The organism is Streptomyces marincola (assembly GCF_020410765.1).
Taxonomy (GTDB): domain Bacteria; phylum Actinomycetota; class Actinomycetes; order Streptomycetales; family Streptomycetaceae; genus Streptomyces; species Streptomyces marincola.
Window position 1 is genome coordinate 4,398,197 of the sequence record NZ_CP084541.1, and the last position, 19,693, is coordinate 4,417,889.

The 19,693-nt window shown below is 74.5% G+C and carries 15 protein-coding genes; 7 read left to right on the forward strand and 8 right to left on the reverse strand.

The features are described 5' to 3' along the window. Window positions 1-5: 5 nt before the first annotated feature. Entirely contained in the window at window positions 6-347 is a 342-nt protein-coding gene (locus tag LC193_RS19380; protein ID WP_226075901.1) for a hypothetical protein, read from the forward strand. Here LC193_RS19380 and LC193_RS19385 read toward each other — a convergent pair. From LC193_RS19385 to LC193_RS19400, 4 genes are all read right to left on the reverse strand, one after another. Continuing rightward, complete coding sequence (locus LC193_RS19385; RefSeq protein WP_226075904.1) at window positions 304-858, reverse strand: DoxX family protein; 555 nt, start codon at window positions 856-858, stop codon at window positions 304-306. The two genes, LC193_RS19380 and LC193_RS19385, sit on opposite strands and share 44 nt — an antisense overlap. Window positions 859-982: 124 nt before the next feature. Then, window positions 983-2,062 carry a C40 family peptidase gene (locus LC193_RS19390; RefSeq protein WP_226075907.1) on the reverse strand — a complete coding sequence of 360 codons (1,080 nt, stop codon included), beginning with the start codon at window positions 2,060-2,062 and terminating at the stop codon, window positions 983-985. Window positions 2,063-2,214: 152 nt separating this feature from the next. Beyond that, window positions 2,215-3,087, reverse strand: coding sequence for a DsbA family protein (locus LC193_RS19395; protein ID WP_226075910.1), 873 nt, complete (start codon window positions 3,085-3,087; stop codon window positions 2,215-2,217). Between the two features lie 213 nt (window positions 3,088-3,300). Further along, the gene (locus LC193_RS19400) at window positions 3,301-5,847 is read right to left on the reverse strand and encodes a glycoside hydrolase family 9 protein (protein WP_226078747.1); all 2,547 of its coding nucleotides are present in this window, start codon (window positions 5,845-5,847) and stop codon (window positions 3,301-3,303) included. Window positions 5,848-6,088: 241 nt separating this feature from the next. Between LC193_RS19400 and LC193_RS19405 the strand changes: the two genes are divergently transcribed. The 3 genes from LC193_RS19405 to LC193_RS19415 all read left to right on the forward strand — a co-directional run bounded on the left by LC193_RS19405 (window position 6,089) and on the right by LC193_RS19415 (window position 10,536). Then, window positions 6,089-6,439 (forward strand): hypothetical protein, encoded by a 351-nt coding sequence (locus LC193_RS19405; RefSeq protein ID WP_086158491.1) that lies wholly within the window; start codon window positions 6,089-6,091, stop codon window positions 6,437-6,439. Between the two features lie 48 nt (window positions 6,440-6,487). After that, window positions 6,488-9,430 (forward strand): NACHT domain-containing protein, encoded by a 2,943-nt coding sequence (locus LC193_RS19410; RefSeq protein ID WP_226075913.1) that lies wholly within the window; start codon window positions 6,488-6,490, stop codon window positions 9,428-9,430. Window positions 9,431-9,669: 239 nt separating this feature from the next. Further along, entirely contained in the window at window positions 9,670-10,536 is an 867-nt protein-coding gene (locus LC193_RS19415; protein ID WP_226075916.1) for a phosphotransferase, read from the forward strand. Window positions 10,537-10,578: 42 nt separating this feature from the next. Here the strand turns inward: LC193_RS19415 and LC193_RS19420 are convergent, their stop codons facing one another. Continuing rightward, window positions 10,579-11,814: a C40 family peptidase gene (locus tag LC193_RS19420; RefSeq protein ID WP_226075917.1), complete on the reverse strand. Its 1,236-nt coding sequence runs from the start codon at window positions 11,812-11,814 to the stop codon at window positions 10,579-10,581. A 199-nt stretch (window positions 11,815-12,013) separates the two neighbouring features. Next, a complete protein-coding gene (locus LC193_RS19425) occupies window positions 12,014-12,634 on the reverse strand; it encodes a DUF1707 SHOCT-like domain-containing protein (RefSeq protein ID WP_404819545.1) in 621 nt (206 codons plus the stop codon). Between the two features lie 125 nt (window positions 12,635-12,759). On the opposite strand from LC193_RS19425, the gene pcrA reads away from it, so the two are divergent. Both pcrA and LC193_RS19435 read left to right on the forward strand, forming a co-directional pair. After that, a complete protein-coding gene (gene pcrA / locus LC193_RS19430) occupies window positions 12,760-15,183 on the forward strand; it encodes a DNA helicase PcrA (RefSeq protein WP_226075919.1) in 2,424 nt (807 codons plus the stop codon). A gap of 153 nt (window positions 15,184-15,336) precedes the next feature. Further along, on the forward strand, window positions 15,337-16,056 hold the full coding sequence (locus LC193_RS19435) for a hypothetical protein (RefSeq protein WP_226075920.1): 720 nt from the start codon (window positions 15,337-15,339) through the stop codon (window positions 16,054-16,056). On the opposite strand, the gene LC193_RS19440 is transcribed toward LC193_RS19435, so the two are convergent. Together LC193_RS19440 and LC193_RS19445 are read right to left on the reverse strand one after the other, a co-directional pair. Further along, the gene (locus LC193_RS19440) at window positions 15,977-17,239 is read right to left on the reverse strand and encodes an aromatic acid exporter family protein (protein ID WP_226075921.1); all 1,263 of its coding nucleotides are present in this window, start codon (window positions 17,237-17,239) and stop codon (window positions 15,977-15,979) included. The two genes, LC193_RS19435 and LC193_RS19440, sit on opposite strands and share 80 nt — an antisense overlap. Window positions 17,240-17,450: 211 nt before the next feature. Beyond that, window positions 17,451-18,890 carry a M23 family metallopeptidase gene (locus tag LC193_RS19445; protein WP_226075922.1) on the reverse strand — a complete coding sequence of 480 codons (1,440 nt, stop codon included), beginning with the start codon at window positions 18,888-18,890 and terminating at the stop codon, window positions 17,451-17,453. A 326-nt stretch (window positions 18,891-19,216) separates the two neighbouring features. Here LC193_RS19445 and LC193_RS19450 point away from each other — a divergent pair, with 326 nt between their 5' ends. Further along, window positions 19,217-19,669 carry a cobalamin B12-binding domain-containing protein gene (locus LC193_RS19450; RefSeq protein ID WP_226075925.1) on the forward strand — a complete coding sequence of 151 codons (453 nt, stop codon included), beginning with the start codon at window positions 19,217-19,219 and terminating at the stop codon, window positions 19,667-19,669. Window positions 19,670-19,693 lie beyond the last annotated feature (24 nt).

Sequence of the window (19,693 nt, forward strand, 5' to 3'; positions counted from 1 at the left end):
CGGTCATGAGCGGCAACGGCCGGAAGCGGATCTGGCGGCACCGGTTCGAGCCGGCCAGGCTGGTGCTCGGCGTCGCGCTGATCGGCGTCGCGGTGGTGTACGTGGCGAAGGCGACGGGGCGGGGGGACGTTCCGCTGCCGCTGCTGTTCGCGCTGCTGCCCGCCGCTCTCGTGGCGGCGGCGCTGGTGGCCATGGCCGCGATGGCGGCGCGGCGGGCGCGGCGCGGCGCGCGGGACCTGCCGCCGGGGGCGGCCGGGCCGGAGTCGGAGGCCGAGCCGGAGGCGGAGCAGGCGCGGGAGGCGGTCAGCCGAACAGACGGCCGTTCCGCCGGCCCTGGCGCGCGCTGAGCTGCCGGCCGAGCGCGAACGGCCCCGGCCCGGCGAGCAGCAGGGTGAGGAAGCAGAACAGGTACGGCAGGTCCTGCCCGAAGTAGTACGGGTCCGACGGCCAGGTGACCGTCAGCCAGAACGACAGGGTCAGCAGCACGCCGCCCGCCGCCGCGACCCGGGTCAGCAGCCCGAACAGCACGCCCGCGCCGACCGCGATCTCCGCGACCGCGACGCCGTCGAGGAACAGCCCGGGACGGTCGAGGGCGAGGTCGGCCAGCCAGCCGGCCGCCGCGTCCTCGCGGGAGAAGCTGAGCATGCGCTCCATGGCGTCGGTGCTCATCGCGCCGCTGAACGGCCCGGCGTCCGTGTACTTGTCGATGCCCGCGTAGAGGAACGTCAGGCCGAGGAAGAGCCGCAGCGGCAGGAGCGCGTACCGGGCGGCCGTTTCCCTGGGGCCCCCGCCGGGGCCGCCGGGTCCTGGCAGACCGCCCCGGGGCCCGGGGCCGCGCAGCTGGTGCGTGACGGACATGGGCAGGTCCGGCCTTTCGTCATCGGGGGTGACCGGTCGGTCGGCAAGTCTGCCACGCCGGACCGCCGCCGAGGGCCGACCCGCCCGGGCCGCCGGGCCCCGCCCCGGGCCCCGTTCACCGATGTCAGCCGGGGCGCACGGCCGCGGTGAACGGCATCGAGTCGACGGGCGCCACCCGGACCGGCGTTCCGGGGCGCGAGGCGTGCACGATCAGGCCGTCACCGACGTAGATGCCGACATGGCTGAAGTCCGCGTAGTAGAACACAAGATCACCGGGGGCCAGCGCGGATCGCGGGACACGGGCGCCGGCCGCGGCCTGGCTGTAGCTGGTGCGCGGCAGCGAGACGCCCGCGGCCCGCCACGCGGCCTGCGTCAACCCCGAGCAGTCGTAGGCGTCGGGGCCCGTCGCCCCCCACCCGTAGGGCCTGCCCAACTGGCCCCACGCGAACGCGACGGCCGCGCCCGCCCGCTGGTTCGCGGCCACGGCCGGGGCGGCGGCCGGGGCCGCGCGCCCGCCGCCCGCCGTCTTCCCGGTGCCCTCCTCGCGCAGCACCTCCGCGCGCTCGCGCGCGGTGCGCGTCGCCAGCAGGTCCTCCGCCCGCGCGAGCCGGTCCGTCACCACCTCGCGCTGTTCGCGCGCCCGCTCGCGGGCGTCGGCGAGCGCCTCGGAGCGCTCCGCCGCCTCGGCCCGCAGCTGCTCGACGCCGCGCAGCCGCGCCTCGATGTCGAGGGCGGCGCGGGCCTGGCGGGCACCGCTGCGGTCCACCACACCGGCCCGGCTCAGGAAGTCGTCCGGGTCGGCGGACAGGGCGAGCGCGAGGCCGGCGGGCAGGCCGCCCGCCCGGTACTCCGCGCTCGCCTGCGAGCCGAGCGCGCGGCGCGCGGCGTTCAGCTCCTCGGTGCGCCGGGCCGCGCGGTCGCGCAGCCGGTCCACCTCCTCCTCGGCGCGCCCGGCGGCCTCGGTGGCCGCGTGGTACGCCTCGGTCGCGACCTCGGCCTCGCGGTGCAGGGCGTCCACGCGCTCCTCGACCTCGGCGAGGGTGGCCTCGGGTTCCGCGAGCGCCGCGCCGTCGAGCACGGCGGCGGAGGCGGCACCGGCGAGGGTGAGGGTGGCGGCGGCGCGGAGGGCGGCGGGCACGGGTGCGCGCCGCGCGCGCCGCGGCGCCGACCACCGGTCGGGCCGCTGCTTGCGATGCTGGGCCATGGGGCAGGACGCTAAACCGCGTGCGCGGGCGGCAACGGCCATCCGACCGGGTTTGGTGGCAAGAGGTGGGAAACTGGCGGATCTTGACCGAGCGGGCCGCACGCTTCTGACGCACGGTGATTGGTGCTGTCGTTTCTGTGCTGCCCAGCGGGCTATTCGGCCGCCTCGTACAGCTGGTCGATCATGTCCCTGAACTCGTCGGCGGGCCGCGCCCCCTGGAGCGCGTGCCCGTTGACGAGGAACGAGGGGGTCGCCGTGACGCCCAACTGGTACGCCTCCTCGGCGTCGCGCCCCACGGCCTCGCCCGCCTCCTCCGAGGCCAGGTCCGCCTCGAACCGCTCCAGGTCGGCGACACCGGCCCGCTCCGCGAGCGCCCGGACGCCGTCCTCGTCGAAACGGCCGCTGTTCTGGTGGAACTCCTCGCCCAGGGCCGCGTCGTGGAACTCCCAGAAACGGTCCTGCTGCCCCGCGGCCCACGCGGCCCGCGCCGCCGTGTCGGACTCGGGGCCGTGCACGGGGAAGTTGCGGAACTCCACGCGCAGCACGCCCGCGTCCACGTACTCCTCGACGAGCGCGTCGTGCGTCTCGCGGGCGTGCACCCCCGCGAAGGCGTCCTGGAAGTCGACGTATTCGAGCATCACCACCGGGGCGTCCGCCGAGCCGAGCGCCAGCGGGTCGCCGGCGTCCCGCCGGGCCAGTTCGAGCGCGGGGTGCCCCTCGGGCAGCGGCTGGACCCCGCCGTCCTCCGGCGCGGCCTCCTCATCCTGCCCGCCGGGCGAGCCGATGGCCGAGAGCACGCCGACGGCCAGCGCGCACACCAGGACCGCGGCCAGCACCGCGGCGCCGAACCTGCGGCGCCCGCCGCGGTCGGAACCGGCGCCCGAGCCCGCGCCCGGCCGCCCGCCCCGCGGGCCGCCGCCCTGGCCGCCGCCGCCCCGGCCGGGGCCCCGGCCCTTGGCCTTCCCCGCCCCCGGGGCGCCCTTGCTGTTCCTGGTCTTCGTCTTCCTCGTCCGTGCCACCGGCATGCCCCCAAGCGTAGGTCGTCCCCCGGCGCCGCCGCGGAGCAGGCCGGTCGGGGGCCGGGCACGCGCGGGGCACCGGCACGCGCGGGGCACCGGCACGCGGCGGGCCCGCCGGCCATGCGGCCGGCGGGCCCGGTGCCACCCCGGCCCGGTGCCGGGCGGAGGGGTGGCGGTGTGGGGGGTGGTAGGTCGGGTTCGCGGGTGCTGCCCGGCGGGTCAGCCCGTGGTGCAGGACTTGCCGTTCACCGCGAACGCGCTCGGGTCGGCCACAGAGCCTGAGGCGGTGCCCTGGAAACCGAAGTTCACCGAGGCCCCGGGCTGGACGGTGCCGTTCCACGCGGCCGGGCGGGCGCGCACGTCGCGGCCGTTCTGGGTGACGACCGCGTTCCACGCGTTCGTGATGCGCTGGTTGTCGGCGAACGACCAGGTCAGCTCCCACGGGCTGATCGGCGTGTCACCGGTGTTGCGCAGCGTCACCGACGAGGTGAAGCCGGAGTTCCAGCGGTTCGAGGTGTAGTCGACCTCGCACACCGCCGGCTCCTCGCCGCCCGGGCCCTCGCCGCCGGCGCCGAGGTCGTCGGCGTAGGAGGCGAGCCAGGCGAGCGGCGCGTTCCAGTTGATCGTGACCTCGTTGGTCGCGTAGGACTCGATGTGGTCGATGTAGCACATCGCCGGCGCGCAGCCCTGGAGCAGGTCCTCGGCGATCGGGTCCTGGAGCGCGCTGTTCGGGCCGCCGGCGACCGAGCCGGCCGGGGGGTTGGGCAGCGAGGCGTTGAGCTGGTTCGCCCAGTGCCTGTGGTGCTGGTTGCGCACGTCCCGCTCGCCGTAGCCGGTGACGTACGACAGGTTCAGCGGGTTGCGGCCGAGCAGGTAGTCGAAGCCGCTGAGCACGCCGTCGCGGTAGGCCGCGTCGCCGGTCAGGTCGTGCGCGGTGGCCAGGATCACCATGTTGTTCATGACCTGGCTGTTGGAGCCCCACACGTAGAAGTCCGTGCCGGCCAGCGGCACCCCGTACAGCGCGTCGTCGGCCGTGGCGGCGAGCGCGTCGGCCGCCTCGGTCACCATGCCGACCACCTCGGCCCGCTGCGCGGCGGTCAGCCCGTTGTCCGTCGTGGCCAGGCTCAGCGCGCCGAGCGCGGCCGTCGAGCCCCAGCTGAAGCCGCCGGCCGGGAACACCGCGTCGGTGTCGCCGTGCAGCTGCGAGCCGAGCACGTCCTGCCGGTAGCTGTCCTCGCCCGTGGTGATGAACAGCTCGGCCGCGGCCCAGTAGAACTCGTCCGTGACGTTGTTGTCGCTGTACGCGCCGCCGCCCACGCCGTCGTTCGGGTCGGCGTAGCGGTCCGGGTCGGCCAGCGCCGCGTCGTAGGCGGTGACCGCCGCGTCGAGCAGCTCATCGGCGTACGCCGCGTCGTAGGGCTCGAACAGCCGGGCGCCCTGGGCGGCGGCGGCGGCCAGGTTCAGCGTCGCGGCCGTGGACGGCGGGTGCAGTTCGCGCGGCTGCGGGTCCTGGTGCGGCAGCAGCGGCAGGCCGGTCCAGGCCCGGTCGTGCAGCTTGTGGTGCGCCATGCCGGCCAGCGGCTCGCCCGCCGGGACCTGCATCGCCGTGAGGAAGTCCAGCTCCCAGCGCGCCTCGTCGAGGATGTCGGGCACGTCGTTGCCCTGCTCGGGAACGGCGAGCGAGCCGTCGCCGAGCGCTTCGCCGTCGGCGTTCTCGGCGGTCAGGGTGCGCTCCCAGGCGGACAGCAGCTGCGCGGTCGCGATGCCGCCGTTGACGACGTACTTGCCGTGGTCGCCGGCGTCGTACCAGCCGCCCGCCGCGTCCAGCGTGTAGTCGCAGGGCGTGGCCGCCCAGCAGGTCACGCCGTCGTCGCCCTGGTTGGGCGCGACGTTGACGTGCCCGGCGGGCCGCGCGTACTCCTCGCCGACCAGGTCGGCGTCGATCTCGATGCCGCTGCGGTTGTGGTAGAAGTACGCGAGCGCGTCGGTGCGCAGGTCGGAGTAGAGGTCGTCCCCGATCGAGAACGGCTCGCTGACGTGCTCGCCGATGGTGACCGTGTAGCCGTCGCCCGGCTCGGTGACCTCGCTGAAGTCGAAGGTGTGGACGTTCTGCTCCGACGTCGGGTCCACGCCCTGCGGGGTCGTGGTGCCCGAGGCGGCCTCGGTGCCGTCCGCGGCGTTCAGCGTCCAGGCCAGGGCCCCGGTCGCCTCCGTGACGTAGGTGCCGGCCTTGGGCCCGTCGGTCAGGTAGCCGACCTGGTTGACCCGCACGGGAGAGCCGGTGTCCGGCTCGTACACGGGCGGCTCGGCGCCGCCGGTGAGGGAGACGTCGTCGAGGCAGAACGTGAGCGCCTCGTCGCTGCCGCCGATCTGGAACGCCAGCTGCGCGGCGTCGTAGTCGGCGCTCGCGGTGAAGACGTGGGTGAACGTCTCCGGGGTCGAACCGATCCGGTCGGCCGCCGCCAGCTCCTGCGTCCACGGCTCCTCGGCCAGTTGGACGTTGGTGCGGCTGGTGACAGGAGCGGTCGCGGACGCCGTGTAGCTCAGCTCGTAGGACTCGCCCGCGGTGAGGGGGAGGCCGTCCTGGCCGACGATGACGTCCCAGGGGTTGACCGTGCCGCCCTCGGCCTGCGCGCACAGGCGGCCGTCCACGACCGAGGCCGGCGCGTTGGGCGTCCACCACCAGGGGGCCGTCACGCCGGAGGCGAAGTCCCCGTTCTCGATCAGTTCCGGGCCCTCGGCCGCGGTGGAGGCGGCGGTGGACATGCCGAGGAGGCCGGCGGCCAGGCCGGTGGCGAGCGTGGCGCCCGTCAGGCGTCTGCGGCGGGACGCGCGACGGTGCGCGAGTGGGGGGTGGGAAGGACGTTGGGTCACGGCTCGATCCTTCGTGCGGTGTGGGAAAGGGCGTGGGAGCGCTCCCAAAGATGGTGTGTGTCTGGCAGGGCCCCGTCAACCCCCGGGAAGGCCGCGAAAACCCGCAAGAAGGCCCAGCAGTAAACTTCCGCCCATGGAGCCGCTGATCAACATCTTTCTCGCCCTCCACATCATCGGAATCGCCGCTCTGCTCGGGGGCTTCCTGGCGCAGACCAAGGCGCTGAAGGCCGGCGGGGCGACGATGACGCCCGGCATGCTGCACGGCGCCCTGACGATGCTGGTGACCGGTCTCGCCCTCGTCGGCCTGAACCAGGCCGACGACCAGGAGGTCGACAACGTCAAGATCGCGGTCAAGCTCGCCGTGCTCCTGGTGATCACGGTCCTCGTCTACGTCAAGCGTGACGACGAACGCGTCGAGACGCCCGTGTTCGGCGCCGTGGGCGCGCTGACCGTGGTCAACATCTTCATCGCCACCCTCTGGTGACGCCCGCGCGGCGCGGCGGAGGCGGCGGAATCCGGCAGGGGGCGGACCGTGGAACCGTGGACGAGACCGGCCACCGGTCTGCTGAGGCTGGTCACCGCACTGCTCCCGTGGCTTGAGCGGCGGCGTCGCTCGGCCCAGGCGGAGCTGCCGCTCGCCGAAGCCCCGCGGGTCCGCCTGATCCGCCCCGGTCGCGTGCCCGCCGGCACGTGGTTCCGGCGGCTGGCCGCCGGAGCCGGCCGCTCGGTGCGCCGGGACCGCGCGGCCGGCCTGCCCCGGGTCGCGAGACGCGAACGCCGGGCCGCCGTCGCCGCCGCCGGCCGGGCGTTCGCCGCCGCCGACCTCTCCGACGACATCCTCCTGCGGCTCGCGAACCTGGGGCCCGAGGCCCTGAGGGAGCACGTCGACCCTGCCGCTCGCTCGGCCGCCGGCCTGAGTGACGCGGGACGCGCGTTGCACGGCGCGTTGCTGCTCAGGGCCTGCGACCGGTTCCAGCGCGCGGTCGAGGCGACCCCCGACTTCGACCGCCGCCACCGCCGTTGGGAGCACCGGTCCGGGCCGCGGCGAGAAAGCGGCGCGCCGTCCGGGGCGGCGGACGACCCCGACGTGGCCTTCCAGGCCGCCTACCTCGACCATCTCGCCCAGTCCCTCGACACGACCGACTTGCTGTCGGGTCCGGGGGCGCGCCGCGTCAGTGCCCGCGCGGACACCGGGGCCGACGCGGACGCCGAGCCCCTCGGCGCCGTGCTGCGCCGGGTCCCGCGCCTGTTACTCGTCGGGGAGGCCGGTGCGGGCAAGAGCAGCGTGCTCAACGCGCTCGCCGTCCGCGCCGCCCGGCGCGCGTTCACCGGCGAACTCGCGGAGTGGAACGGCCTGGTCCCCGTTCTCCTCCGGCTGCGCGACCACCCGGACGCGGACCTGCCCGACCCCGGGGCGCTGCTGCGCCCCTTGCCCGGTGGTGCCAGGCCGCCGGACCACTGGCTCGACCGCCGCCTCGCCGAGGGGCGCGTACTGCTGCTGCTCGACGGCGTGGACGAGGTGGCCGCCGAGCGCCACCGGCGGTTCCGCGACTGGCTGGCCCGGGTCCTGGGCGCCTACCCCGACAACCCCACCGTCGTCAGCGCGCGTCCCGGCGCCGTGACCGCCCGGCTCGACGACCAGGGATTCACCACCGCGCGTATCGCCCCGCTCACCCGCGGCGAACTCGGGGCCTTCGTCGACCGCCGGTTCGCCTCGGACCCGACGGCCGCCCGCGCCGTCCGCGCCGCGCTGGACGAACGGCCGCGCCTGGCCGACCTGTTGACCACACCCCTGCTGGCCGCCCTGGTCTGCGCGCAGTACGAGCAGCGCCACCGGCTCCCCGCTTCTCGCGCCGAGACGTACCGCCAGGCCGTGGAACTCCTGACGGGGCGCCGCGCCGCCGTCCAGCCCGTTTCCGGCACCGCGTCCGTGCTCCGTGCCTTCGCTTGGCACCTCACCAGCCAGGGGGCCACCGCCGCGACACACAGGCAGGCCGTGGACTTCGTGAGCCGCGCGGTCCTCCCCGCGGAGGACGGCCGGGAGGCGGAGGAGCGGCTCAGCCTGCTCGTGCACCACTCGGGCGTCCTCACCGGTACGGCCTCGGGCGGCGTCGCCTTCGTCCACCGGGTCTTCCAGGAGTACCTCGCCGCCGAACACGCCGCCGACCAGGATCTCATCGACGTTCTGGTCCGCAACGCCCACCTCGACGTCTGGCACGACACCATCGTCCTGGCCGCGGTGCGCGCTTCGGCCCGCCGACGCCAGGAGCTGCTGACCGGGATTCTGGAGCGCGCGGCAGCCGAACGGCATCAGCACCGCAGGCTCCGGCTGCTCGCCCTGTCCTGTCTTGAGTTCTGCCGTGAGGCCGGTGAAAGCGTGCCCCGGGCGCTGGCCCCGGCCGTCGAACACGCCGTCCGCGCGGTACTCCCCCCGCGCCGCGCCTCCGACTGCCCGCCGCTCGCCGCGGTGCCGCGGCCGTTGCTGCGGGCCCTGCCGCCCACCATCGGCCGGCTCAGGCACACCGAGCACAGGCGGCTCACGATCCGCACCGCGGCGCTCACCGGGGAGCGCGCCGCCCTGCCGCTTCTCGGCGCCTACGCACGCGAGGGTGACGAGTCCTGCGCGCGGGAACTCATCGACGGCTGGCGCCACTTCTCCTCGGACGCGGACCGGGTCGAGGAGTTCGCCCGCGAGGTGCTGCGCCACCTGCCGCTCGACCGGCGGGAGCTGACCCTCACCCATCCGCGCCAGTGGCGGGCCGCTCCCGCGCTGCCGCACGTCACGCGGGTCCGCGTCGAGCACCCGTTCGGCCCCGACATCGGCGGGGTCACCGGGTTCGCGCGGCTGGCACGACTGCACGTCACGCGGCTCGCGGAGGGAAGCGACCTGGGCCCGCTGGGCGACTGCCCCCACCTGACCCACCTGTGGCTGGCGGGAGAACGGCTCCCCGACCTGCGTCCCCTGGCCGAGCTGCGCGGACTCGCCTTTCTGCACCTCCTCGACTGGCCGCCGTTCACCCTCGGCGACATCGCGCTGCCGTCCACGCTCACGACCCTCTCCCTCGGCCGCCTGCCGCTGGGCGCGCCGCTCGACTGGGTGCGCGACTACCCGGCGCTCACCGCACTCGCGATCCAGGGCGGGGGAACGCCCGACTGGCGCGACCTCGCCGCGCTCGGCCGCCTGGCGGAACTCGACCTCGGCGGGTTCGACCTCACCGACAGCCTGCCCGACCTGGTCGGTGCCGTGCCCGGTCTGCGACTTCTGGGCCTGCACGGGTGCGTGCTGCCCACCGACCTCTCACCGCTCCTCCGGCTCCCGCGACTCACGGAGCTGGACCTGAAGGAGACGACGGGCCCGGGCGGCGCCCGGCTCGACCTCGACGCGCTGGCGGCGCCGGGCCGCCGCATCACCGTCGACGGTGTCCCCCGTGAGGACACCGTCGACGGTGTCCCCGGTGAGGAGCCGGACCGCTGAGGGGAGCCCGTCGCGGACGTCCTTGTCGTCCGGCCGCGCCGTGAGCCGGGAACCCGGGGCGATGTCTCAGCGGTTCGCCGCGCGGTGTGTCCGGTCGGTCTGTCGTTCCCCTCGGACGTCCGGGCGGTGACGGAACGCGCGCGTGGCCGCTCAACCTCCGTCGGGCGCGGGCGCGGCGGACGCGGTGTTCCCTCCCACCCGGCCGGGACGGGAACAGCTCGGTGTGCCAGGATCCGCGCATGGAGATGTCCGACGCCACGCGTGCGACAGCGGCCGCGACGTCGGTCGCCGCGTCGCTCGGCCTGCCGGTCGGCGGCGCCACCGTGCTCCACAACTCCAACAAGCTGGCACTGCGGCTGACGCCGTGCGATGTCTTCGCGCGGGTCGCCCCCGCGGGGCAGGAGGTCGCGCAGTTCGAAGTCGCGCTCGCCCAGCGGCTCGTCGAGGCGGGCAGCCCGGTGTGCCCCCTGGAACCCCGCGTGGACCCGCGGGTGTACACGCGCGACGGCTTCACGGTGACGCTGTGGACCTACTACGAGCCCACGGCACCGCACGTCCCACCGGTCGACTGCGCCAAGGCGCTGGAACTGCTGCACGCCGGCATGCGCGGGATCGATGTGCCGAGTCCGCGGTTCACGGACCGGATCGCGCAGGCGCGGGAAGTCGTCGCCGACCCGGACCGCTCACCCGGACTCGCGGGCTCCGACCGCGTCTTCCTCGGCGGAAGGCTGGCGGGTCTGCGGCGGGCGATCGAGGAGCGCGGCGCCGCGGAGCAGTTGCTCCACGGCGAGCCGCACCCGGGCAATGTGCTCAGCACGAGGGACGGCCCGTTGTTCATCGACCTGGAGACGTGCTGCCGCGGACCCGTCGAGTTCGACCTCGCCCACGTCCCCGAAGCGGTCTGCGCGCACTACCCGAACCTCGACCTGGGGCTGCTTGAGGAGTGCAGGCAGCTCGTCCTCGCGATGGTCGCGGCGTGGCGCTGGGAGCGGGGCGACGCGTTCCCCGACGGGCGGCGGTTCGGGGAGGAACTGCTGCGCGCGCTGCACGCCGGTCCTCCCTGGCCGACGCTCGACACGGTGACGAGGCGACTGGCAGGGCACTGAGCGGCTGCCACCGCCGAGGGCGCCCGGGGGGTGCCGCCCGGGTCAGCCGGGGCGGACGGCGCTGTGCCAGGGCATCGTGTCGATCGACTCGTACCTGACCGCCTCGCCGGGGCGCGGCGCGTGGATCATCTGGCCGCCGCCCGCGTAGAGCCCGACGTGGCTGATGTCGTCGTAGAAGAACACCAGGTCGCCCGGCTGGAGCGCGTCCCTGGAGACCTGGGTGCCGATGTTCACCTGGTCCCACGTGACGCGCGGTATCTCGACGCCCGCCGCCCGCCAGGCGGCCTGGGTGAGTCCCGAGCAGTCGAACGAGTTCGGCCCGGTGGCGCCCCACACGTACGGCTTCCCCAGCTGCGCCTCGGCGTACGCGAGCACGGCCTGGGCCTGCGAGGTGCCGGAACCCCCGCTCGCGGGCGGCGGCGCGGACTGGCCGCCGGACTCCTCGCCCGCCTCGCCTCCACCTGATGCCCCGGCTTCCGCCGCTTCCGCCGCTTCCGCCGCCTCGGCGGCCTCCGCCCGCTCGCGTTCCTCGCGCTCCTGGCGCGCCTGCTCCGCGCGGCGCTCGGCCTCCTCGCGCTCCAGCCGTTCCAGCTCGGCGAGTTCGGCCTCCTCCTCGGCGGTCAGCTGCTCCATGAGGGCCCTGGCCTCGGCCAGCTTGCCCTGGACGGTCTCCTTCTGGCTCGCGAGCCCGGCCTCGTGGGTCTCCAGCTCCGCGAGCGCCGCGTTCGCCTCGTCGCGCTGGGCGGCGGCCTGCTCGCGCCGTTCGGTGAAGTCGTCGAGCGCCTGGTTCTGCGCCGCGCTCAGCCGGTCGAGGGTGTGCTCGGTGGAGAAGAGGCTGCGCGGGTCGGGCGCGAACAGCAGCGCGGCGGTGTCGGACAGGCCGCCGCTGCCCGTGCGGTACTGCGCCGCGGCGTAGGTGCCGAGCACGCGCCTGGCGTCGTTGGCCGCCTCGGTCGCCTCGGCGGCCCGGGTCATCAGCTCGTCGGCACGCTCCTGCTGCGCGTCGGTGGCCTCGCGGGCCTCGTTGTAGCGCTGGGTCGCCACGCCCGCCTCCTGGTACAGGGCGTCGACCCGCTCCCGCACCTCAAGCGCGCGCTCGCGCGCCTCGCCCGCGCGCTCCCGCTGCTCCTCGATGGCGGGCGTGTCCTCGTCGTCCGCGTGGGCGGTCTGCGTCAGCAGGGAGGCCGAGGCGAGGGCGGCGGCACCGACGCCGACGGCGCTCCTGCGGGCCGCGGGGGACTCCAGAATGCCGACGCGCGGCTTGCGGTGCGAACCCAAGGCCGTGTCCTTCCCTGTGCGCGAACGGGGAAGTGGCCGGAACGGCAGGGGCTCCGGGCCACTTGGCGACGCACGCTAGCCACTCGGGACCCGGTTTGTGAAGGCGGAACGCGATCTTTTCGAGACCGTTCCGTGACCAAAGGCCGTGTCAACGGCCTGCGAACGGCCCGGTGTGGCGGACGTCACGCGCCCGGGCCGGTCAGGACGGGGGCGGGTTGTCCCGCAGGCGGCGGCGCTCCCAGAGATTGGGGTGGCGTATGGTCACCCCGGCGACACCGCCGGTGCCGGTCACGCGCAGCAGGGGGGCGCCCGGGCGGCGTTCCTCGGCGCCCGTCTTGTTCTTCACGCCGCCGAACCCGGAGTCGGCACCGGTGGTGTCGACCTCCCAGCCGAGCGGCACGACGATCGTGATGCCGGCCATGTCGCCGTGCACCTCGACCTCGGGCTCGGGCCAGGGGCAGTCCGCGCGGGTGTAGTCGAGCTTCACGCCGCCGAGGCCGCCGTGGGCGACGACCTTGCGCGGCACCCGCCAGCGCCCCACGCGCTCGTCGCCGTGCAGGCCGCCCTTGAGCACCAGCGGGGGCCCTTCCGGTACGGCGGGCGCGGGCCCGAGGGCGGCGTGCCGTCCCGGCAGCGCGGGGAGGTCGGCGAGCAGCGGTTCGAGCTCGCCGTAGGTCTTCGCGGTCAGCGCCCGCTCCAGGCGCTCCTCCAGCTCGTCGATGTCGAGCCGCCCCTCGCCGGCCGCCTCGCGCAGCCGTTCGGCGACGGCTTCCCGGTCCTCGTGCGAGGCGCGCATCTCCGCCCGCGGGCGCGGCTCCATCGTCATGCGTTCACGATAACCGAGCACTGCGTGACCGGCCGCTCCCCTGCGGCGGCCTCGCGGGCCGGCGGGGCCAGGCGCGACCCCGCGGGGGTTCGAGCGGCAGGGCCTAGACTCGGTGGACGATGAGCGGCCTTTTCGATGACAACGCGCTGGCGGACCTCGGCCCTTCCGGACCCCCGGACGAGGAGCCGCCGCCCGAGCCCGGCTTCGAGCCGTACGAGCCGCGCGAGGAGATCCCGGACGACCTGTTCGCCGGCACGTTCGCGGAGCCGAAGGCCGCCGAGGAGGACGCCTACTACCGCAACGGCGCCCGCAAGCCCGTCGCCGACCCGGCCGAGCTGCTCACCGGGCTGAACGAGCAGCAGCGCGCCGCCGTCACCCACAGCGGCTCGCCGCTGCTGATCGTCGCGGGCGCGGGCTCGGGCAAGACCCGGGTCCTCACGCACCGCATCGCCCACCTGCTCGCCGCCCGCGGCACGCACCCGGGGCAGATCCTCGCGATCACCTTCACGAACAAGGCCGCGGGCGAGATGAAGGAGCGCGTCGGCGAGCTGGTCGGGCCGCGGGCGAACGCGATGTGGGTGATGACGTTCCACAGCGCGTGCGTGCGCATCCTGCGCCGCGAGAGCAAGCTGCTCGGGTTCACGTCCAGCTTCTCGATCTACGACGCCGCGGACTCCAAGCGGCTGATGGCGCTGGTGTGCCGGGACCTGGACCTGGACCCCAAGCGGTTCCCGCCGAAGTCGTTCAGCGCGAAGATCTCCAACCTCAAGAACGAGCTGATCGACCCCGAGGACTTCGCCGCGGCGGCGAGCGAGCCGTTCGAGAAGACCCTCGCCGAGGCGTACACGCTGTACCAGTCGCGGCTGCGCGAGGCGAACGCGCTGGACTTCGACGACATCATCATGACCACGGTGCACCTGCTCGACGCGTTCCCCGACGTCGCGGAGCACTACCGGCGGCGCTTCCGGCACGTGCTGGTCGACGAGTACCAGGACACCAACATCGCGCAGTACACGCTGATCCGGCTGCTCGTCGGCGACGCGGACCCGGCGGAGCTGTGCGTGGTGGGCGACGCCGACCAGTCGATCTACGCGTTCCGCGGCGCCACCATCCGCAACATCCTCCAGTTCGAGCAGGACTACCCGGACGCGACGACGCTGCTGCTCGAACAGAACTACCGCTCCACGCAGACCATCCTCTCCGCCGCGAACGCGGTCATCGCGCGCAACGAGGACCGCCGCCCCAAGAACCTGTGGACGAACGAGGGCGCGGGCGCGCGCATCACCGGCTACGTGGCCGACACCGAGCACGACGAGGCGCAGTTCGTCGCGGACGAGATCGACCGGCTGTCCGACCAGGGGCGGGCCCGCGCCGGGGACGTCGCTGTCTTCTACCGCACCAACGCGCAGTCCCGCGTCTTCGAAGAGGTCTTCATCCGCGTCGGCCTGCCGTACAAGGTGGTCGGCGGCGTCCGCTTCTACGAGCGGCGCGAGGTCAGGGACGTGCTCGCCTACCTGCGGGTGCTGGCGAACCCCGAGGACACCGTGCCCCTGCGCCGCGTCCTCAACGTGCCCAAGCGCGGCATCGGGGACCGCGCCGAGGCGATGATCGAGGCGCTGGCCTCGCGCGAGCGGATCTCGTTCGCGCAGGCCCTGCGGCGCGTGGACGAGGCGTACGGGATGGCGGCGCGTTCCACGAACGCGGTCAAGCGGTTCAACGCGCTGCTCGAAGAGCTGCGCACCGTCGTGGAGTCGGGCGCGGGTCCGGCGACCGTGCTGGAGGCCGTGCTTGAGCGGACCGGTTATCTCGCGGAACTCCAGGCGTCCACCGACCCGCAGGACGAGACCCGCGTGGAAAACCTCCAGGAACTGGCGGCGGTGGCCCTTGAGTTCGAGGAGGCCCGCGACGAGGAGAATCCGGGGACGCTGGCCGACTTCCTCGAACAGGTCGCGCTTGTGGCCGACTCCGACGAGATTCCGGACGACGAGGGTGACGGAGTCGTCACTCTCATGACCCTGCACACCGCCAAGGGCCTGGAATTCCCCGTGGTCTTCCTGACGGGTATGGAGGACGGCGTTTTTCCGCACCAGCGGTCGCTCGGCAAGACAAAGGAACTCGAAGAGGAACGGCGGCTGGCGTACGTGGGGATCACGCGCGCGCGGCAGCGGCTGTACCTGACGCGGTCCGCGCTGCGCAGCGCGTGGGGCCAGCCGCAGCACAACCCGCCGTCGCGCTTCCTCGACGAGATTCCCGAGGCCCACCTGGACTGGCGCCGCACGGGCGGCACGGCGCAGGCACCCGCGCCCGCCGCCCCCGCCGCCGCGCGCGGCAGGCGGGGCGCGGGCGGCTTCGCGACCGGCCGGATGAAGGACCGCCCGGTGGTGGACCTCGCCCCGGGGGACCGGGTGACGCACGACAGTTTCGGCATGGGGACGGTGATTTCCGTTCAGGGCGCCGGGGACCGGGCCGAGGCCGCGATCGACTTCGGTGGTGAGAAGCCGAAGCGGCTGCTGCTGCGTTACGCACCCGTCGAGAAGCTTTGATTCTTCCCCTGTAGTGTTCCCGGTATGTCACAGACCGGGGAAAGGGCTTGTGGTAGGGGCGCGGGGAGCGGTTAGCTGCTGCGGCAATGTTCGTACTCCGGGCCCTGACTCCCCGGAGCGCGAACCATCTTGAGAACCTCAGGGGGACCCACCATGAGCCAGCCCTGGCAGCAGCAGCCTGACGGCGGCGGCTACGGACAGCAGCCGCAGCAGCCCGGCGGTTACGGCCAGCCCCAGCCCAACCCGTACGCGCAGCCGCAGCCGGCCCAGCCGCCGCAGATGCAGCCGGGGCAGCCGCCGCAGGCTCCGTACGGCCAGCCGCCGCAGCCCGGCTACGGCTACCCGGGGCCGCAGCCCCAGCCCTACGGCGCCCCGCAGGGCGGGCCGGGCGGCTGGCCGCCGCCCCCGCCGCCCGCGGGCGGCCCGGCGGGGAGCCAGGCGATACTCCTGGCCGTCCTGGCCGCCGTGGGCGCGGCGCTGGTGATGACGGTCCTCTACGCGTTCCTCTACAGCGCGATGTTCGACGAGGAGACCTACGAGGTCACGAAGATCGGCTACGTGTCCCTCGCGATCGGCGCGGCCGTCGCCGTCGGGCCGGCGTTCCTCGCCCGGCGCAACATGGGGCTGATCGCCCTGGCCGCCGGGCTCGCGCTGGTCGCCGCCGTGCTCGGCGAGCTGTACGGCATGGCGATGATCCTCAGCGAGCACACGCCCACGGACTGGAGCGCGACGAAGATCTTCTTCGAGGAGTTCGGCAACCTCTGGGACGGCTGGAGCGAGGAGAACGACCCGATCAACTACTTCTTCCTCGTCCTGGCCCCCGTCGGCGCGTTCTCCGTCGCCCAGGCGGTCGCGCGCCGCACCGCCGCGTGAGCTGACCCCGTCCGGCCGCGGCCGGACCCGCCGCGCCGGTGCCCGTCGGCCTGTGGGTGCCGAGGTCGTCGAGGATGCGGGCGGCGTCGGTGAGCAGGGCCCCGTACAACGGCCACTCGCCGGGCGCGTCGAGGTGCGCCCGGCGGCTGCGCGCCGCGAGCCGGTCGTGGCACCGTCGGGCCCGGTCGACGCGGTCGCGCAGCGCCTCCCCGTCGGCGTCCGCGTCCTCCGAGACGGGCAGTTCGCGGGCCGCGACCGCGACATCGGTCAGCAGCTCGGCGTAGCCGGTGAGGAAGTCGCGGGCCAGCGCCTGGTAGTGGTCGCTGTGCGCCGCGTACCGCAGACCGCGGGCGATGGACTGCGTCTGGTGCCCGACGCGTTCCAGGACGTTCACGGCCGCGTGGTGCGCGGGCAGCCGCAGGTGGCCGCCGCGCACCAGGCGGCGCGGGTTGAGGCGCGCGGCCTCCTCGCCGTCCTCGACGGAGGCGCGGGCCCGCTGCGCGAGCCCGTCGATCCGCCGGGCCCTGTCGAGCCACTCCTGGGCCCGCGTCTCGTCGGGCGTGGTCTCGCGCAGATCGTCCGCGATGTCGCTCAGCAGCCCGCACACCTCCCCGCCCAGCGACCTGACGGCCTCGTCCGCGCTGCCGTGTCGCAGGCGCGGCGCCCACAGCACGGCGGTGGCGAGCCCGCAGCCCACGCCGATGAGGATCGCGGCCACCAGCTGGAGGCTGTAGTCGAGCTGGCCGCCGCCCGCCGAGAACGCGAACAGCGCGGTCACCGGAACCTGGAGGCGCTGCGCCCCCAGCGGGCGCAGGCGGGCCACGGCGAGGGCGGCGATCAGGAGCACGGCGAGGCTCCACGCGTGGATGCCCGCGGTGGAGCCGAAGCCCGCGGCGAGCACGACGCCCACGGCCACCGCGCCCATGTAGCGCAGGGACTGCCACAGCGAGCGGTAGACCGTTCCGTGCACGGACAGCAGCGAGGTGAACGGCGCGAACGTGGTGACGCTCACCGGCAGCAGCCAGGAGGCGATCGACCAGGCGGCGACGGCGGCGAGCACGGCCTTGGCGTGCATCGTCAGGTCGTCCCGCTCCCAGCCCGGCCTGCGGACGGCGCGGGCCGCGTTCCGCCGGGCCCGTGCCACCCATGTCCGGGGCGGTGCCGGTGCCGTGGGTCCGGTCATCGCCGCGCAGCTCCTCTCGCCCGTGCCACCCGCTGGGTCCGCTCCGGCCGTCCGGCCGCGGACCGTACCCGGGATCCGGTAACCCGTCGGCGCGTGGTGAAACCGGGGCGTGGCGAATCGGACACCGGCGCGTTCCCGCCGCCGGGTCAGTTCGCCGGCGGCGCTGCCCCCGGGCATGGCCGCCGCCGGGGTGCGGGCGGCCGGGGTGGGCTCAGGTGGGTTCCAGGCCCTTGCCGCGCAGCCAGGCCAGCGGGTCGACGGGCGAGCCGCCGCCGGGGCGCACCTCGAAGTGCAGGTGCGGTCCCGTGGAGGTGCCGGAGTTGCCCGAGTAGGCGATCACGGTCCCCGCCTGCACGGTGCCCGAGGTGAAGATGGTGCTGTCGAGGTGCGCGTACCAGGTCTCCGTGCCGTCCGGGGCGGTCAGGATGGCCATGGTCCCGTAGCTGGGGTGGAACTGGGTGCTGATGGTGCCGTCCGTGGCGGCCCGCACCGACGTTCCGTAGCTGACGGGGAAGTCGATGCCGGTGTGCGTGGACATCCAGTTGATGCCCGACTGGCCGAAGGTGGCGCTGAGTCCCCGCTGCTCCACCGGCAGGAAGAACTTGGGCCGTGCCGCCTCGGCCGCCGCGGCAGCGGCGGCGGCTGCCTCGGCCTCCGCCTCCTGCTGCGCCTCAAGGTCGATGCGCCCCTGGGTGCGGCTGGCCCGGTCGCTGTAGTCGTCCACCGCCTCCGTCAGGCCGGCGAGCTGGCTGTCGAGCTGCTGGTTGGCGGCGACCGGATGGACGTCGGCCGGGTCGGGCGCGGCGACGGGCGCCGGAGTCTCGTTCACCGGCTCCGACTCGTTGACGGTCGCGGCCGTGGCGACGGCGGTCACGCCGAGGACGGCGAGGGAGGGGGCGGCCACGCTCAGGAACGCCGACCGCCTCGGCCGCGCGGAACGGCGCCTGCCCCCGCGCCGCTGCGGCCGGCCGGCCGTCGCGTCCTCGTCGGCGGCGTCGGCGGCGTCGGCGTTGTCGGCGGTGACAGCGGCGACGGGGATGCCGGCGGTGTCCGCCGGGTCGTACCGCGGTTCCTCGTGCGCCTCGTCCAGGACGAGGGCGCCCTCGGCCGGGTGGGCTGCCGGGTCCTGCGACTCGTGAACGCCGACGCCGACGCCGTGGCCGGGGTCGTGGCCGAGGTCGTCGGGGCCCTGGCCGGTGCCGTACCCCGCCCCGTAGCCGGCGCCGTCCCCGCCCGGCGCGTCCCCGGCGTAGCCGGGCAGCGGCGGCTCGGGGGCGGCGGCCTGCGGCGCGCCCTGCGCGGGGAACGCCGCGGCGTACGCCGCGTCCGGCCCGGCGGGGGTTTCGTGAAGATCTGGGAACGCGTGGCCCGCGTCGCCCCAGCCGCCCGGCGCGTGGGCGTCGCCGCCGTACCACTGGTGCTGCTGGGCGGGCTGCGCGGCGGTGTCCCAGGCGTGGACGTCCTGCTGGTACCCGGTCTGCTCGTGGTGGCCGGCCGGCCCGCCGTAGGCGGCATAGGTGTCGTAGGCGTCGTAGGCGGCGTGCGCCTCCCGGTGGCCGTGGCCCGGGGCGATCACGTCGTGTGCGGCGTAGGAGTCGTAGCCGGAATAATCCGTGAGCCCGGAGGGTTCCGACAGCAGACGATCGCTCACCGACAATGCCTTTCGGCTCGACAACAGGGACCGGGATTCCCCGCCTCCTGCGGTTCGAGCGGTGACTGTACCCGGGGGTACGCGGCGGCCACAATCTTTCCCGGGCTGTTCCCAGGTTTCCGAGGACCCTAAGCGGGCAATAGGCCGATTTTCGGCGGGAGTCGCCATGGTTACCGCACGTCGTGTTCGATATTAGTTCGAATTCATCCTCCGCCTCGGCGCCCGGTGGGCGCGGAGTGATTTCCCGTCGGGGCTGTTCCCCCGCCCGCGCGGTGGGGGATCCTGAAGTCAACGTGCGTTAACTCGTATCCGCCGGGAGGCTGGCAATGGGTGTGTCGGGTCCGATCCGCGTCGTGGTGGCCAAGCCCGGGCTCGACGGCCACGACCGGGGGGCGAAGGTCATCGCCCGCGCGCTGCGCGACGCGGGGATGGAGGTCATCTACACGGGGCTGCACCAGACGCCGGAGCAGATCGTCGACACCGCGATCCAGGAGGACGCCGACGCGATCGGCCTGTCGATCCTCTCCGGCGCGCACAACACACTCTTCGCCCGCGTGATCGAGCTGCTGCGGGAGCGCGACGCGGAGGACGTGCTCCTCTTCGGCGGCGGCATCATCCCCGAGGCGGACATCGCCCCTCTGAAAGCGGCGGGAGTGGCCGAGATCTTCACGCCCGGCGCCTCGACGGGCGAGGTGGTCGCGTGGGTGCGCGGGGCCCTGGCCGAACCGGGGTCAGGGCCCGCGGAAGCCGCGGGGCCCGTGCGCGGCGGGGATGTGTGACAGGACTCACCACGTTGGGGTGAC